Annotated in this window: 14 protein-coding genes and 2 tRNA genes; 7 read left to right on the forward strand and 9 right to left on the reverse strand. The window is 64.3% G+C overall.

Annotated elements, in window-relative coordinates:
* Positions 1-31: 31 nt before the first annotated feature.
* Positions 32-337: a YciI family protein gene (locus tag IF803_RS06155; protein ID WP_461191599.1), complete on the reverse strand. Its 306-nt coding sequence runs from the start codon at positions 335-337 to the stop codon at positions 32-34.
* A 22-nt stretch (positions 338-359) separates the two neighbouring features.
* Complete coding sequence (locus tag IF803_RS06160; protein ID WP_028340146.1) at positions 360-641, reverse strand: hypothetical protein; 282 nt, start codon at positions 639-641, stop codon at positions 360-362.
* Positions 642-845: 204 nt separating this feature from the next.
* Here IF803_RS06160 and IF803_RS06165 point away from each other — a divergent pair, with 204 nt between their 5' ends.
* On the forward strand, positions 846-1,094 hold the full coding sequence (locus IF803_RS06165; RefSeq protein WP_051447815.1) for a hypothetical protein: 249 nt from the start codon (positions 846-848) through the stop codon (positions 1,092-1,094).
* A 123-nt stretch (positions 1,095-1,217) separates the two neighbouring features.
* Here the strand turns inward: IF803_RS06165 and IF803_RS06170 are convergent.
* A tRNA-Val gene (locus tag IF803_RS06170) sits at positions 1,218-1,292 on the reverse strand.
* Between the two features lie 64 nt (positions 1,293-1,356).
* The gene (locus IF803_RS06175; protein WP_461191600.1) at positions 1,357-1,767 is read right to left on the reverse strand and encodes a GFA family protein; all 411 of its coding nucleotides are present in this window, start codon (positions 1,765-1,767) and stop codon (positions 1,357-1,359) included.
* A 200-nt stretch (positions 1,768-1,967) separates the two neighbouring features.
* Between IF803_RS06175 and IF803_RS06180 the strand changes: the two genes are divergently transcribed.
* The 3 genes from IF803_RS06180 to IF803_RS06190 all read left to right on the forward strand — a co-directional run bounded on the left by IF803_RS06180 (position 1,968) and on the right by IF803_RS06190 (position 4,642).
* Positions 1,968-2,636, forward strand: a complete 669-nt coding sequence (locus tag IF803_RS06180; protein ID WP_028340149.1) for a GntR family transcriptional regulator — start codon at positions 1,968-1,970, stop codon at positions 2,634-2,636.
* A 1-nt stretch (position 2,637) separates the two neighbouring features.
* The gene (locus tag IF803_RS06185) at positions 2,638-3,849 is read left to right on the forward strand and encodes an MFS transporter (RefSeq protein ID WP_461191601.1); all 1,212 of its coding nucleotides are present in this window, start codon (positions 2,638-2,640) and stop codon (positions 3,847-3,849) included.
* Between the two features lie 133 nt (positions 3,850-3,982).
* Positions 3,983-4,642 (forward strand): glutathione S-transferase family protein, encoded by a 660-nt coding sequence (locus tag IF803_RS06190; protein WP_461191602.1) that lies wholly within the window; start codon positions 3,983-3,985, stop codon positions 4,640-4,642.
* A 66-nt stretch (positions 4,643-4,708) separates the two neighbouring features.
* Here the strand turns inward: IF803_RS06190 and lon are convergent, their stop codons facing one another.
* From lon to IF803_RS06215, 5 genes are all read right to left on the reverse strand, one after another.
* The gene (gene lon, locus IF803_RS06195; RefSeq protein WP_028340152.1) at positions 4,709-7,138 is read right to left on the reverse strand and encodes an endopeptidase La; all 2,430 of its coding nucleotides are present in this window, start codon (positions 7,136-7,138) and stop codon (positions 4,709-4,711) included.
* A 322-nt stretch (positions 7,139-7,460) separates the two neighbouring features.
* Complete coding sequence (gene clpX / locus IF803_RS06200; protein WP_024583449.1) at positions 7,461-8,735, reverse strand: ATP-dependent Clp protease ATP-binding subunit ClpX; 1,275 nt, start codon at positions 8,733-8,735, stop codon at positions 7,461-7,463.
* A 442-nt stretch (positions 8,736-9,177) separates the two neighbouring features.
* Positions 9,178-9,813 (reverse strand): ATP-dependent Clp protease proteolytic subunit, encoded by a 636-nt coding sequence (locus IF803_RS06205; protein WP_016847729.1) that lies wholly within the window; start codon positions 9,811-9,813, stop codon positions 9,178-9,180.
* 240 nt (positions 9,814-10,053) lie between these two features.
* Positions 10,054-11,412 carry a trigger factor gene (gene tig / locus IF803_RS06210; protein ID WP_038385054.1) on the reverse strand — a complete coding sequence of 453 codons (1,359 nt, stop codon included), beginning with the start codon at positions 11,410-11,412 and terminating at the stop codon, positions 10,054-10,056.
* A 164-nt stretch (positions 11,413-11,576) separates the two neighbouring features.
* Positions 11,577-11,661: transfer RNA gene (locus IF803_RS06215), tRNA-Leu, on the reverse strand.
* A gap of 136 nt (positions 11,662-11,797) precedes the next feature.
* Here IF803_RS06215 and IF803_RS06220 point away from each other — a divergent pair.
* The 3 genes from IF803_RS06220 to IF803_RS06230 all read left to right on the forward strand — a co-directional run bounded on the left by IF803_RS06220 (position 11,798) and on the right by IF803_RS06230 (position 15,057).
* Positions 11,798-13,165, forward strand: coding sequence for a multicopper oxidase family protein (locus tag IF803_RS06220; protein ID WP_461191666.1), 1,368 nt, complete (start codon positions 11,798-11,800; stop codon positions 13,163-13,165).
* A gap of 18 nt (positions 13,166-13,183) precedes the next feature.
* Positions 13,184-14,269, forward strand: coding sequence for an enolase C-terminal domain-like protein (locus IF803_RS06225; RefSeq protein WP_461191603.1), 1,086 nt, complete (start codon positions 13,184-13,186; stop codon positions 14,267-14,269).
* A gap of 77 nt (positions 14,270-14,346) precedes the next feature.
* Positions 14,347-15,057 (forward strand): hypothetical protein, encoded by a 711-nt coding sequence (locus IF803_RS06230; protein ID WP_461191604.1) that lies wholly within the window; start codon positions 14,347-14,349, stop codon positions 15,055-15,057.
* Positions 15,058-15,061: the final 4 nt, after the last annotated feature.

Genomic DNA, 15,061 nt, shown 5'->3' on the forward strand with positions numbered 1-15,061 from the left:
AAAACCGCTTCGCACTTTTCCGGATCATGCCCTAGCAGCTCTCGCGCGTCGCGGCGCGCAGCATCGGCATCACCTGATAGGTGAATCCGGCATTGGCCTTGGTGACGGGATCGTTGGCGACGATCTCCTGCGGATCGGCATCGTCGGAGAGTTGCAGCACGCCCAGGCCCCAGATCCCTGCCGGATCGGCGACCGGCCCAAACACCAGCGCCTTGCCGGCCTGCAGCAGCTCGCCGCAATAGGCGACGTGCGCCTGCATGATGGCGGCTTCCTGCGGCGTCATGTCCTGCGGAAAGGTCGGGCGCGGTCCTGTCAATTTGCAGACGTAGTATTTCATCGACCCGATCCGCGCTCGGAGATTATTTGGCGGCTGCGCTCGTGGGCTTGGCCGGCTTCGGCTTCGCGGCATTCGCCTTGGGCGCGCCCTGCCCGTCGCTGCGCGCAATGCCCCAGGGATCGGTCGGCTTCTGATCCGGCACACCGCTGAGCGCACGCTGATAGGCACGCTGCTGCCGCGCCTCGTTGGCCACATCGGCCGGCGACTTCTCGACCTCTTCGCGATAGCGCTGAACGTGATCCGACTGTGCGAATGCGGGTCCGGCAATCATGGTGAGAAGAAAAATCGCGGCGAGTTTGCGCATGCATCAAGTTCCCGGTTAGGCGGACAGAATAGCATCGCTGCAGCGTCGGCATCAAACCTGAGCGCGTGACTTTCGGCACCTTTCGCGCGATCGGCCATCGAACGACACTTGCCACGCCAGCGCGGAGCAAGCGCGGTCCCGGCCACCCCATCCACGCCACGGCCGGGATCGCGCCCTCTCCACGCGTTCACCGAGAGCCGTGCAATGGGCTTGCTCCGTAGGGCTCATCAACCAGAGGCCGCTTTGCAGCTCGTGAAACACCGCGCCACCGTCATCCTGCGCGAGCATGTGCAAGCGGAGGCCGAGCTGGTCGGACGAGCCGCGGTTCTCACCGATGGAACCGCAGGGACCATCGAGGGCGTGTTTCTGGACGAATCTCATGGGTTGCGCATCTCGATCAAGGGCCACATCGGGAAGTGGCCGATCGCGACCATCAGAATGCTTCAGCCATAGGCTGGATCCAGCGCCTTTACCTCAACGGGCAAGCGCCGATGCAATCTCCCAATCATCGGGAGAAGCATGCCCACTCGTCCGGACGGCTGGGCCGCTCGATAGGCTTCGTCTGAGGGGCGCGAATGGTGGGCGGTGAGAGGATCGAACTCCCGACCAATGGTGTGTAAAACCAGTGCTCTACCGCTGAGCTAACCGCCCTTGCCAGCGCGCCTCTTTAGCCTCGCCAGCCCTCAGGGCGCAAGGTCGCAAACGCCTCAATCTGTCAGCTCCAGTCCTTGGGTCGCGCCGGCAATTCCTTGAGATCATTGATCCATGGCGCGGCGGAGCGGCACCAGACCTGGCGTCGCGGGGGCAATCGGTCGCGCTGGAGAATGCTGCCCCAGCGGATGCCCCAGTCGTCGGGCCCGCCGTCCTCGCCACTCGTGAACAGCGGCGAACCGCAGTCGCCGCAAAAATGCTGGAAGCGGATCCGGCCGTTGTCGCCCCGCTTGCTGTAGATCTTCGGCACACCTGCGGTCAGCCGCATCTGTTCGGCGCCACAGATCACCGTGACGCGATAGGGCGAGCCGGTCAGCGCTTGGCAGTCCGTGCAATGGCAGATCGACACCCGTTCGGGGTCGATCTCGGCCTGATAGGTGATAGCCCCGCAATGGCATTGCCCGTCGATACGCATGTGGCGCGCTCCAATTCCGTCAAACAAAGCAGCCGCCGTGGGCGCGGTTCCATCGTCCAGGGCCCCGGCGCTCGGCCCGCCTCCCTCGACGGAGCAACGCCGGTATCCCGTACCCGCCTTGTTTGGGATACCAAATCGGGATACGAAAGCCGCCTGACCGAGATTCCGCGCCCGCCAAGGGGCGGCCAAAGGACGGCGCCATGTCGCAGATGCTTCAGATCCATGACCAGCTCCGGGAGATGATCCTGTCCCTCGACCTCGGTCCCGGCGAGCGGCTGACCGAGCGCTGGCTGGAGAGCCGGTTCGAGGGATCTCGCACGCCGATCCGTGCCGCGCTGGTCCGGCTCGAAGGCGAAGAGCTGGTGCGTCGCGACGGCCGCAACTGGATCGTCGCACCGATCGACCTCGGTGAGCTGGAGGCGCTGGCCGAGTTCCGGATTCCCCTGGAGACGACGGCCGTCCGCCTCGCCTGCGCGCGGGCGAGTGCGGCCGATATCGCCGGCGTCGAGGAAATGCTGGATGCCTGCCAGTCCGGCGCGCCGCGCGAGGAATGGCATCGGGTCGGCACCGATTTCCATGTCGAGATCGCGCGGCTCTCCGGCAATCCCTTCATCGTCAAGGCAATCGCCGGCGCCATGACCCGGCTGTCGCGGGCGCGCTGGCTGGAAGTGTGGACCGAGCCGTCGCGCGAGCAGGCCTGGCGCGAGCACCGGCGCATCCTCGGCTTCATCAAGGCCAACGATCCGGAGGCCGCCGCGCGCGAGGCCGCCGACCACATCACCGATACCCGCGATCGCCTGCTGCGTTCGCTCAACGAGGATCGCCGCGGCCTGCGCGCGCGCGGCTTCGCCGTGATCGGGCTGCGCTAACATGAACATCGAAGTCGATCGCGAAGCCCTGCTCGACGCGGGTCCCTGGAAACGCAATTTGATCGTCTGCGTGTTCGGCTCCTTCACGACAATCGTGGGGATGACGCTGCTGCTGCCGTTCCTGCCGCTCTATGTCGAGCAGCTCGGCGTGACCGATCATGCCGCGATCGTGCAATGGTCGGGCGTCGCCTATGGCGCAGCCTTCTTCAGCGCGGCGCTGACGGCCCCTCTGTGGGGACGGCTCGCCGATCGCTACGGCCGCAAGCTGATGCTGATCCGCGCCAGCCTCGGCATGGCGATCGCCATGTCGCTGATCGGCATGGCGCACAATGTCTACGAGCTGGTCGGCCTGCGGCTGCTGACCGGCCTGCTCGGCGGCTACGCGTCGGGTTCGACCGTGCTGGTCGCGGCGCAGACGCCGAAAGCGCGGTCCGGCTGGGCAATCGGCGTGCTGTCGGCCGGCATCATGGCCGGCAGCCTGGTCGGCCCCTTGATCGGCGGCGTGCTGCCGGGGCTGATCGGCATCCGCGCGACCTTCTTCCTGATCGGCGGCGTCATCTTCTTTACCTTCCTCGGCACGACGTTCCTGATCCGCGAGGAAGCACGCCCGAAGACCGCGAAAGGCGGCAAGGCGCGTGGCGGCTGGTCGCTGGTCCCGGACAAGCGCCCTGTCGTCGCGATGTGGGGAACGGGCCTGCTGCTGATGGTCGCCAACATGTCGATCGAGCCGATCATCACGGTCTATGTCGCGCAGCTCGTCGAGACACCGCAGGTGACGTTCGTTGCCGGCCTCGTGATGTCGGCGGCGGCCTTCGGCAGCCTGTTGTCGTCCTCGCATCTCGGCAAGCTGGCCGATCGGGTCGGCCACTGGCGGATCATCACCATCTGCCTTGCTGTCTCGGCGCTGCTGTTGATCCCGCAGGCCTTCGTGGTCAGCGGCTGGCAGTTGATCCTGCTCCGCTTCCTGATGGGGCTCGCGCTCGGCGGCCTCCTGCCCTGCATCGCGAGCGTGATCCGGCACAACGTGCCCGATGCGGTCACCGGCAGCATGCTCGGCTATTCGATCTCGGCGCAATATGCCGGCCAGGTGATCGGCCCGCTCGCAGGCGGCTTCATCGGCGGCCATATCGGCATGCCCGCGGTGTTCCTCGGCACCAGCGTGCTGATGGCACTCGGCGCGATCGGCAATTTCATCGTCGAGAGGAAAGACTAGTTCCGGCGCCGGCGTACCCACGTCGGCAACTCGATCGTTCCGTACCGCAACGACGAAAAAGCCCGTCGGGGTGTCGGAACGCGCGCCATTCGTTCGTCCTTTTGCCTGTGAAGCCAGCAAATGGAGATACCCAATGGCCGACCTGACGCTGACCACCTTCGATTGGGTTCCGGAGATGCCGCGGGGATTTGTGCGCGACCTCCGGGTGCGCTGGGCATTGGAAGAGGCGCGCTTGCCGTATCGCGTTGCGAGCGTGCCATTTCGCAATCGGAGCGCCGAGCACTTCGCGCACCAGCCGTTCGGCCAGGTGCCGTGGCTGACCGACGGCGACATCTCGATCTTCGAGAGCGGCGCGATCCTGCTGCATCTCGGCGAGCGCAGCGACGCGCTGCTGCCGACCGATCCGCGCCAACGCAACGAGGCATTGAAATGGCTGTTCGCAGCGCTCAACTCGGTCGAGATGGCGAGCCTGCCTTGGTCGCTCCTGGTATTCTCGGGCGAGAGCGGCGGCACGTCGGCATGGACACGCTTCGACGGCTTCCTGCAATCCCGGCTCAGGCACATGGAGCCGGTGCTGACGGGCCGCAAATGGCTGGCCGGGCCGTTCTCCGTCGCCGACGTTCTCATGGCGGATGTGCTGCGCCTGGTCGACCGCTTCGACGGACTGGCGGAATATCCCGCGTGTCGCGACTACGTCGCGCGCGCCACGGCGCGGCCGGCTTTCGCAAAAGCGCATGCCGATCAGATGGCGCACTTTGCCGCCGCGGACAGAGCCGCAGCCTTCCCGACCTGATCGCGAACAGCGAAAGCAAAAACGGCGCCCGAAGGCGCCGTTTTCTTATGTCGATCTGAGCTCGCTTCAGTGCGCCGTCAGGCCGCCGGACGCTTCATCGGAAGCATCGGGCTTGACGTCGACCTTGCTGGTCTCCTCTTCCCAGACGATCGGCGCCGGCACGCGGGTCAGCGCCTTGGCGACGACCTCATCCAGCCGCGAGACCGGAATGATGTCCATGCCGCCCTTGATCGCATCGGAAATCTCCGTGAGATCCTTGGCGTTGTCCTCCGGGATCAGCACCGTCTTGATGCCACCGCGCGCGGCAGCCAGAAGCTTCTCCTTCAGACCGCCGATCGGCAGCACGCGACCACGCAGCGTGATCTCGCCGGTCATCGCGACATCGTGGCGAACCGGGATGCCGGTCATGACCGAGATGATCGCGGTGGCCATCGCCACACCGGCGGACGGACCGTCCTTCGGCGTCGCGCCCTCCGGCACGTGAACGTGTATGTCGCGGCGGTCGAACATCGGCGGTTCGATGCCGTAGACGATCGCACGCGAGCGGACGTAAGACGCCGCCGCCGAGATCGACTCCTTCATCACGTCGCGCAGATTGCCCGTGACGGTCATCTTGCCCTTGCCGGGCATCATGACGCCTTCAATGGTCAACAGCTCGCCGCCGACATCGGTCCACGCCAGACCGGTGACGATACCGACCTGATCCTCGTCGTCGATCTCGCCGAAGCGATACTTCGGAACGCCAAGGAACTCTTCGATGTTCGCCTCGGTGACCTTCACCGACTTCTTCTTGGAGATCATCAGCTCCTTCACCGCCTTGCGGGCGAGTGTGGAGAGCTCACGCTCCAGGTTACGCACGCCCGCTTCGCGGGTGTAGCGGCGGATCATCAAGAGCAAGGCCGCGTCGTCGATCGACCATTCCTTGGAGTCCAGACCGTGCTTGGAGAGCGCGCTCGGGATCAGATGCTTGCGCGCGATTTCGACCTTCTCGTTCTCCGTGTAGCCGGCGATCCGGATGATCTCCATGCGGTCCATCAGCGGGCCGGGAATATTCAGCGTATTCGCGGTCGTGATGAACATCACGTTGGACAGGTCGTAGTCGACCTCCAGGTAGTGGTCGTTGAAGGTCGAGTTCTGCTCGGGGTCCAAGACCTCAAGCAGCGCCGACGACGGATCGCCGCGGAAATCGGCGCCCATCTTGTCGATCTCGTCCAGCAGGAACAGCGGGTTCGAGGTCTTCGCCTTGCGCATCGACTGGATGATCTTGCCGGGCATCGAGCCGATATAGGTGCGGCGGTGACCGCGGATCTCGGCCTCGTCACGCACGCCGCCGAGCGACACGCGCACGAATTCGCGCCCCGTGGCCTTCGCGATCGACTTGCCGAGCGAGGTCTTGCCGACGCCGGGAGGCCCGACCAGGCACAGGATCGGTCCGGTCAGCTTGTTGGCGCGCGACTGCACCGCGAGATACTCGACGATACGGTCCTTGACTTTCTCGAGCCCGTAGTGGTCGGAGTCCAGCACCGCCTGCGCGGCCTCGAGGTCCTTCTTGACCTTGGACTTCTTGCCCCACGGGATCGACAGCAGCCAATCCAGATAGTTGCGCACGACGGTCGCTTCCGCGGACATCGGCGACATCTGGCGCAGCTTCTTCAGCTCGTGCTGGGCCTTCTCGCGTGCTTCCTTGGACAGCTTGGTCTTGGAGATCTTCTCCTCCAGATCGGCCAGCTCGTCGCGACCTTCGTCGTCGCCGAGCTCCTTCTGGATCGCCTTCATCTGCTCGTTCAGGTAATACTCGCGCTGGGTCTTCTCCATCTGGCGCTTGACGCGCGAGCGGATGCGCTTCTCGACCTGCAACACCGAGATCTCGCTTTCCATCAGGCCCAGCACCTTCTCCAGGCGCTGCGTGACGGACAACGTCTCCAGGATCGCTTGCCGATCGGCAATCTTGACCGCGAGATGCGAGGCGACGGTATCGCCGAGCTTGGCGAAATCGGTGATCGCCTGAACCACGCCGACGACTTCGGCGGAGATCTTCTTGTTCAGCTTCACATAGCTTTCGAAGTCGGACACGACCGACCGCGCCAGCGCCTCGGCTTCGACCGAGTTGGCGTCAGTGTCGGCGAGCGCGACCGCGGTCGCCTCGTAATATTCGCTGCGGTCGGAATACTTCTCGACGCGCGCGCGCTCGAGGCCCTCGACCAGCACCTTCACGGTGCCGTCGGGCAGTTTCAGGAGCTGCAGGACGCTGGCGAGCGTACCGGTCTCGTAAATTGAATCGGGTGCCGGATCGTCATCGGACGCGTTCTTCTGCGTCGCGAGCATGATCAGCGCGTCGTTCTTCATCACCTCTTCGAGCGCGCGGATCGATTTCTCGCGGCCGACGAACAGCGGCACGATCATGTGCGGGAAGACGACGATGTCGCGGAGCGGCAGCACCGGATAGGAGTGGCTTTCGCCGTGGACGATCGTTGGCCGGGGTTTTGAGGTCGTCATGGCCTAATCCTTTTGTTGTGCCCCCTTGCACGCAGTCCGCCTGCTTGCGCAACCGCCACAAGGTGCCTTGGTGATCCGGAATGAGAGTGCCGTCAGCAGCCGCTTATTCCGCATCGTGAAGCGACGAATCTCAACGCATGAGATCCCTCACCGATAGCATTAGGTGGCTATCAGGCGGGGGGGTGTCAAGTCTCAGAAGTGTCGGGAAATATAGGCTAAACAGGCATTTGCTGCTACGCCGCAAGGGCGCCGCTGCTGCGCCACCGCGGCCGCCGGAGCGTCCGGCAGCCGTGCATTTTTGGCGGGTCGAGACGAGCGCCGTTTAGGCGCTCGCGCTGCTCTCGACGGCGCGGTCGGAACGATCCGCGTAGATGTAGAGCGGACGCGCCGTTCCCTCGACGACCTCGCGCGAGATCACGACTTCCTCGACGCCTTCCAGGCCCGGGAGGTCGAACATGGTTTCGAGCAGGATGCTCTCCAGGATCGACCGCAGGCCGCGCGCGCCGGTCTTGCGCTCGATCGCCTTGCGGGCGACCGCGCCAAGCGCCTCGTCGGCGAAGGTCAGCTCGATGTTCTCCATCTCGAACAGCCGCTGGTACTGCTTCACCAGCGCGTTCTTCGGATCGGTCAGGATCTTCTTCAGCGAGGCCTCGTCGAGGTCCTCCAGCGTCGCGACGACGGGCAGACGGCCGACGAATTCCGGGATCAAGCCGTACTTCAGCAGGTCTTCCGGCTCGACGTGACGGAAGATCTCGCCGGTGCGGCGGTCCTCCGGCGCGAGCACCTGCGCCGCGAAGCCGATCGAGGTCGAGCGGCCGCGCGCGGAGATGATCTTCTCGAGACCCGAGAACGCACCGCCGCAGATGAACAGGATGTTGGTGGTATCCACCTGCAGGAATTCCTGCTGCGGATGCTTGCGGCCGCCCTGCGGCGGGACCGAGGCCACCGTGCCTTCCATGATCTTCAGCAGCGCCTGCTGGACGCCCTCGCCCGACACATCGCGGGTGATCGAGGGATTGTCCGACTTGCGGCTGATCTTGTCGATTTCGTCGATATAGACGATGCCGCGCTGCGCACGCTCGACGTTGTAATCGGCGGCCTGCAGCAGCTTCAGGATGATGTTCTCGACGTCTTCGCCGACATAGCCGGCTTCGGTCAGCGTCGTCGCATCAGCCATGGTGAAGGGCACGTCGAGGATGCGGGCCAGCGTCTGCGCGAGCAGCGTCTTGCCCGAACCGGTCGGACCGATCAGCAGGATGTTCGACTTCGCCAGCTCGACGTCGTTGTGCTTGGTCTGATGGTTGAGCCGCTTGTAGTGGTTGTGGACGGCGACCGACAGCACCTTCTTGGCATGGCTCTGGCCGATCACGTAGTCGTCCAGGACCTTGCAGATTTCCTTCGGCGTCGGGATGCCGTCGCGCGACTTCACCAGCGAGGACTTGTTCTCCTCGCGAATGATGTCCATGCACAGTTCGACACACTCGTCGCAAATGAAGACAGTCGGTCCGGCAATCAGCTTGCGAACTTCATGCTGGCTCTTGCCGCAGAACGAGCAATATAGCGTGTTCTTGGCGTCGCTCGTGCCGACCTTACTCATTCATTATCTCCGTCCGCCGTTCGATCTTGTTTGCCAGATCGACCCAATCCGGCACAAAACCGGGGTCTTGGGTAGATAGAGCAAATTCCGTACCAAAAAAGACCCTACGCAATACTGACCGTGTGGATCACGGTTTATTCGAATCTCCGCGATCATAGCCGATGCATCACAGCCAACCATGCTGGCACCCGACTATCAAGAATTCGCTAATCGGATGGCCGGCTCAAGACCGTGACAATACCGTGATTTTCAACGATCGCACGTGGAATACGCGTCGAAATCCACGGAACGTTGCGGGATTACCACGTCGGTATATGAGCACGAAACCGGAACTTTCCGCCTGTGCGCATGCACCCGCCCGCGGGTCCATCGCCCTGCTTTTGCCGGTTATGTGAGGCGTCAATGTGGAGATCACACCGACGCCTCGAGATACCTGCCCAGATCAGGCCGCCTTCGCGGCGGCCGGATCGTCCGGACGCTTGTCGATGACCTTGTCGACGAGGCCGAACGCCTTGGCGTCCTCGGCGGTGAGGAACTTGTCCCGCTCGAGCGCGTCCTCGATCGCCTTGTAGGTCTGGCCGGTGTGCTTCACGTAGATCTCGTTGAGGCGCTTCTTGAGATTCAGGATCTCCTGCGCGTGCAGCATGATGTCGGTGGCCTGGCCCTGGAAGCCGCCGGAGGGCTGGTGCACCATGATGCGGGAATTCGGCAGCGTGAAGCGCATGTCCTTCTCGCCGGCGGCCAGCAGCAGCGAGCCCATCGAGGCCGCCTGCCCCGTGCACAGCGTCGATACCGGCGGACGGATGAACTGCATCGTGTCGTAGATCGCAAGGCCCGACGTCACCACGCCACCCGGCGAGTTGATGTACATCGAGATTTCCTTCTTCGGATTCTCGGCCTCGAGGAACAGCAGCTGCGCGACGATCAGCGTCGACATGCCGTCTTCCACCGGACCCGTGACGAAGATGATGCGCTCTTTCAGAAGGCGCGAGAAAATGTCGTAGGCGCGTTCGCCGCGATTGGTCTGCTCGACGACCATCGGCACGAGGTTCATGTAGGTTTCAACGGGATCGCGCATGAAAGAACCCAAGGGTTAGGGGTGATGCAGAACTTTGCTCAAGACTACTTGGCTCAAGACTACCGCCTCAAGGCTTAACCCAGATATGGGCCAATTTCCGGCCGACAAGACCGTCAACTCGCCGCACTAGCCGCCTGGGCAGGTCGCAGAAGTTCAAGCTGATTCGCGTCGGTGCGCCTAGCGACGGGACCCGTCGCGAGGCGCGCTTTCGCGGTTCATCATTAACGCGAGGTGCCGAAATTAAGCGGCAGTTTTCTCGGCGTCTTCATCCTTGAACAGCTCTTCCTTGGTGACCTTCTTCTCGGTCACATTGGCGAGCTCCAGGACGAAGTCGACGACCTTGTCCTCGTAGATCGGGGCGCGGAGCTGGGCCAGCGCCTGGGCGTTGCTGCGGTAGTAGTCCCAGACCTCCTTCTCACGGCCGGGCATCTGGCGCGCACGCTCGATCACGGCGCGCGACACCTCGTCGTCGGTCACGGTGATCTTGTTCTTCTCGCCGATCTCCGACAGCACGAGGCCGAGGCGGACGCGGCGGTCGGCGATCTTGTGGTACTCCTCCTTTGCCGCTTCCTCGGTGGTGTTCTCGTCGGCGAAAGTCTTGCCGGACGAGTCCATCTCGGCCTTGATCGAGTTCCACATCAGGTTGAACTCTTCGGCGACAAGCGACGGCGGGGCCTCGAATTTGTGGCTCTCGTCGAGCCGGTCGAGCAGCGCGCGCTTGACCTTCTGGCGGGTGGCGCCGGCGAACTCGGCCGTCAGGCGCTCGCGGGCGGCTTCCTTCAGCTTGTCGAGCGACTCGAGGCCCAGCGTCTTGGCGAACTCGTCGTCGATCGTGGTCTCACCGGGCGCCTCGATCAGCGTTGCCGTGGTCTCGAACTCGGCCGGCTGGCCGGCGAGCTTCTCGTTCAGATAGTTCTTCGGGAACGAGACCTTCAGCGTGCGGGTCTCATTGGTGCCGATGCCGATCAGCTGCTCCTCGAAGCCCGGGATGAACTGGCCGGCGCCGATCACGACCTGGATGCCCTCGCCGGTGCCGCCCTCGAAGGCCTCACCGTTGATGGTGCCCTTGAAGCTGATGGTGACGCGGTCGCCCTTCTCCGCCGCGCCCTCGGCCTTGGCATTGTACGGGCGGCTGCCTTCGGCGATCCGCTTGATGGCATCGTCGACGTCGGCGTCGGAGACGTCGACCACCGGCTTCTCGACCGAGAACGACTTGAAATCGGCGAGCTGGATCGGCGGCACGACCTCGATCGCGACGGTGTAGGTCAGGTCGGTCTTGCCCGACAGCAATTCCTCGACCTGGTCCTTCTCGGTCGGCATTGTGATCTTCGGCTCGCCGGCGAGGCGGAAGCCGCGATCTTCGAAGATCTGCCGGTTGGTGTCGCTGATGGTCTGGTCGATGGTCTCGGCCATCACCGAGCGGCCGTAGATCTTCTTCAGATGCGCCACCGGCACCTTGCCGGGACGGAAGCCGTTGAGACGGACCTTGTCCTTGAGGTCGACCAGCTTGGCGTCCGCCTTGGCATCGAGATCGGATGCCGGGACGCTGATCGTGAATTCGTGCTTCAATCCCTCGTTGAGGGTCTCGGTGACCTGCATGGTATCAATCTTCTTCCGCTTTTGCCGCGGCCCGAGCGGCCGTGGCAGTGTTCAATCTGTTCGACGGTGGGCCTTGCGGCCTAACGTCTGTGGGTTCGGCGAACCCTCACCCCATCGGGGCCAAAGGTTCTCCAAGAATTCGTCATGCAAACGCTGTAAGCGCTTGGTGCGGGCGGAGGGACTCGAACCCCCACAACTTTCGTCACTGGAACCTAAATCCAGCGCGTCTACCAGTTCCGCCACGCCCGCGCGAAAAGCATCCCAGTCCGGCCGCGATGCCGCGGGCGGCCGGGCTTATAACATGCGCCCACCGGTTCGCAGCAAAAAAATGGCCGCTGTTGAGCCCGCCCTGCGACCGATCGCGACTGGACAGGTACTCTTGAAAATGGTCCGCATCGGCCGGATGGCAAGTCCTCCCGCAACTCCCGAATTTTCACTCAGCCGGCGCAATCTGATCGCCGCCCTCGGCGCCGCGGCGCTTTGCCCCGCTCTGCCGGCCACCGGCTTGGCGCAGGGCCGGACCGCGGTCGCGCTCCAGGCCAAACCCGACCGCATCTCGCTTCGCCCAGGCGACGGACCGGGTCCAGGCGGACCGGGTCGTGGCGGACCGGAGACGCCGGTCTGGTCACTCGGCAGCGGCGACCTCCGCTTCAAGCGCGGCGAGGTCCTCGACGTGACCTTTGGCAATGAACTGCCGGTCGCGGCCGCGCTGGATTGCCGCGGGCTCGACGGCGTCGCGGCCGCGGAGCCACTGGCCTCCCGGGCGCTGCTTGCCTCCGGGGCCAAGGATAGCTTCCAGCTGCCGCTTCGGCATGCCGGCACCTTCCTGTGCGAGCCGCTGCTCGGCGATGGCGGCATGGCACCGGCACGGCCGCGGCCGCTGATCGTGACCGGCACTTCGCCGGTGGCAGTCGATCGCGACGAGGTCTTGCTGATCGAGGAGTGGCGCCTGCAGCCGGACGGAAGCGCAATCCCGGCCGGCAACGATCCTAAAGATTCGACGCAGATTCATACAATTAACGGCAAAACCTCATACGACATCTCGGCACCGGCCAATGCCCGCCTCAGACTTCGCTTTATCAACGGCAGCCAACGCAGGGTATTGGCGATCAAGCTGGAAAACCTCGACGTCCGGGTGATGGCCATCGACGGCCAGCCGGCCGAACCGTTTCCGGCCCGCAACGGTGCGTTGGTCCTCGCTCCCGGCAGCCGCACCGATGTCTTCGTCGACGCGGCCGGACCGGCCGGAACCAGCTTTCCGATCCTGCTGCACGACGGCAAGCAGGCCCGCCCGGTCGGCAGACTGGCCGTCTCGAACGACCCGCCGGTCCGCCCGGCGCCGTTCCCGCCGGCACCGCCGCTGCCCGGCAACGATATGCCCGCCCAGCTCGATCTCAAGAGCGCCGCCAGGTTCGAGCTAACCCTCGGCACGCCGACCGAATGGTTCCGCCCGGCGGACTTCAAGCCATCGGCCGCGCCGGCCTTTCAGGCCAAAGCCGGCCGGCCGGTGGTGCTGGCGCTGACCAACCGCGGCCCGATCGCCAGCGTCTTTCATCTGCACGGCCATCACTTCCGTCTGCTCGACCGGCTCGACGACGGCTGGAAGCCGTTCTGGCTCGACACGCTCGCGATTGAGCCGGGCCAGACCCAGCGCATCGCCTTCCTCGCCGAATATCCCGGCCGCTATTTGATCGAGCAGGTCGCGACCGACTGGGCCGCGCCGCGGCTGGTCCGATGGTACAGTGTCCAATAACAAGAAGAGGAAACGTCCATGAGCCAGACAGTTGCAGCGATCCGCGGAGTTCGGGCGCGAAGCGTCGTGGTGCCGCTCAAGCGCCCTGTGAAGAATGCCTTCGGCGTGATCGATTCCGGCCCGCTGGTTCTGATCGATGTCGAGACTGATCAGGGCGTTACCGGTCGCACCTACATCTTCGCCTACAGCAAGCTCACGCTTAAACCTCTTGCCTATCTGATCGAGGAGATCGGCCGCGAGCTCATCGGCAAGCCGGTCGCCCCGTTCGACCTCATGAAGGCGATGGACGCCAAGTTTCGCCTGCTCGGCTGGCAGGGCCTCGTCGGCATGGCGGTATCCGGACTCGACATGGCCTATTGGGACGTGCTCGGCCAGCTCGCCGGCCGGCCGCTGGTCGAACTGCTTGGCGGCTCGGCGAAGCCGATCAAGGCCTATGACAGCTACGGCGTGGTCGATCCCGTCGCCGATGAGCGCGCGCTGCGCCGCTCGCTCGACCAGGGCTTTCGCGGCATCAAGATCAAGGGCGGCGATGGCGACGCCGCCAATGACGAGCGCGTCGTGAAGGGCGTGCGCGCCCTGCTCGGCCCCGACATCGCGTTGATGATCGACTTCAACCAGTCGCTCGATCCGGCGGAAGCGACCCGGCGCATCGCCCGCCTTGCGCCCTACGATTTGCACTGGATCGAGGAGCCGGTCCCGCAGGAGAGCCTGTCCGGCCACGCCAAAGTCCGCGAGACCTCGCCGACACCGATCCAGGCCGGTGAGAACTGGTGGTTTCCGCGCGGCTTTGCCGAAGCGATCGCGGCCGGCGCATCCGACTTCATCATGCCCGACGTGATGAAGGTCGGCGGCGTCACCGGCTGGATGCAGGTCGCGGGACAAGCCGACGCCGCCTCGATCCCGATGTCGAGCCATCTGTTCGCGGAAGTCAGCGCGCATCTGCTCGCGGTGACGCCGACCGCGCACTGGCTCGAATTCCTCGACTTCGCCGGCTCCATCCTCGCAAGGCCCGCCGAAATCGTCGACGGCGCGGTGACCGCCCGCGGTCCCGGGCTCGGGATCGACTGGAACGAGCCGGCGGTAGCGAAGTATCTCGTGACCTAGCGGCGATCCTGGCTGGTGAGCGCGCGCTTCACCTTTGCGACGCATTCATGTAGGTCGATCCGAAATCGGAGCGCCCAATGTCGACCAACAACAAGCTGACGCTCAAATTCCGTTGCCCGACGGAACTCGAGGGACTGATACCGGCCCCCATATCGGCGGCGCAGGGCGTTCCCGACTGGCTCAAGGCCATGCCGGCGACGGCCTTCTCTTCGATCAACCTGCACGACGAGGACACCATCAAGCGCTGCCCGCCGTTCGTGGATGCGATGACCTGCGGGTTCTTGCTGCCGCTGGTTTGCGATCTCAAGGTCGAGGACGGCGAAATCACCTGGGACCATGATCTGCCGCCGGGAGGCACGCCGGAATTCCCACGCTCACCGATCGGCTTCCACGACCCGGGTCAGGTCACCGGCACCCCGCTGTTTGAAGAGGGCCGCTTCTTTCTCAAATTCCACAATTTGTGGACCGTCGAAGCCCCGGAAGGCTACGCGATCTACTTCACCCATCCCGTCAACCGCTTCGACCTGCCATTCACCACACTCAGCGGCCTGGTCAATTCCGACCTCTACGCCGACAATTGGGTGCACTTTCCGGCGTACTGGCACGACAGGAATTTCAGAGGCGTCCTGCCCAAGGGTACTCCGATCGCGCAATGCATTCCGGTCAAGCGAGACGACTGGACCGCGCAAGCATCGCCGTTCACCGCGGAGGACGCCAAGCGGGTCGGCGAACTCCGCTCCGAGCTCAAACGGCAGCCGAACCTCTACCGGAGAAACTTCAGGGCGTAAGGCA

The organism is Bradyrhizobium sp. UFLA06-06, from assembly GCF_054820065.1.

Bases quoted from the DNA above. Each gene is read 5' to 3' on its own strand.
- IF803_RS06190 (WP_461191602.1), top strand. From the start codon at position 3,983: ATGGCCGACCTGACGCTGACCACCTTCGATTGGGTTCCGGAGATGCCG.
- IF803_RS06155 (WP_461191599.1), bottom strand. From the start codon at position 337: ATGAAATACTACGTCTGCAAATTGACAGGACCGCGCCCGACCTTTCCG.
- clpX (WP_024583449.1), bottom strand. From the start codon at position 8,735: ATGAGTAAGGTCGGCACGAGCGACGCCAAGAACACGCTATATTGCTCG.
- IF803_RS06205 (WP_016847729.1), bottom strand. From the start codon at position 9,813: ATGCGCGATCCCGTTGAAACCTACATGAACCTCGTGCCGATGGTCGTC.
- IF803_RS06230 (WP_461191604.1), top strand. From the start codon at position 14,347: ATGTCGACCAACAACAAGCTGACGCTCAAATTCCGTTGCCCGACGGAA.
- IF803_RS06165 (WP_051447815.1), top strand. From the start codon at position 846: ATGGGCTTGCTCCGTAGGGCTCATCAACCAGAGGCCGCTTTGCAGCTC.
- lon (WP_028340152.1), bottom strand. From the start codon at position 7,138: ATGACGACCTCAAAACCCCGGCCAACGATCGTCCACGGCGAAAGCCAC.
- IF803_RS06225 (WP_461191603.1), top strand. From the start codon at position 13,184: ATGAGCCAGACAGTTGCAGCGATCCGCGGAGTTCGGGCGCGAAGCGTC.
- IF803_RS06180 (WP_028340149.1), top strand. From the start codon at position 1,968: ATGTCGCAGATGCTTCAGATCCATGACCAGCTCCGGGAGATGATCCTG.
- tig (WP_038385054.1), bottom strand. From the start codon at position 11,412: ATGCAGGTCACCGAGACCCTCAACGAGGGATTGAAGCACGAATTCACG.
- IF803_RS06185 (WP_461191601.1), top strand. From the start codon at position 2,638: ATGAACATCGAAGTCGATCGCGAAGCCCTGCTCGACGCGGGTCCCTGG.
- IF803_RS06175 (WP_461191600.1), bottom strand. From the start codon at position 1,767: ATGCGTATCGACGGGCAATGCCATTGCGGGGCTATCACCTATCAGGCC.
- IF803_RS06220 (WP_461191666.1), top strand. From the start codon at position 11,798: ATGGTCCGCATCGGCCGGATGGCAAGTCCTCCCGCAACTCCCGAATTT.
- IF803_RS06160 (WP_028340146.1), bottom strand. From the start codon at position 641: ATGCGCAAACTCGCCGCGATTTTTCTTCTCACCATGATTGCCGGACCC.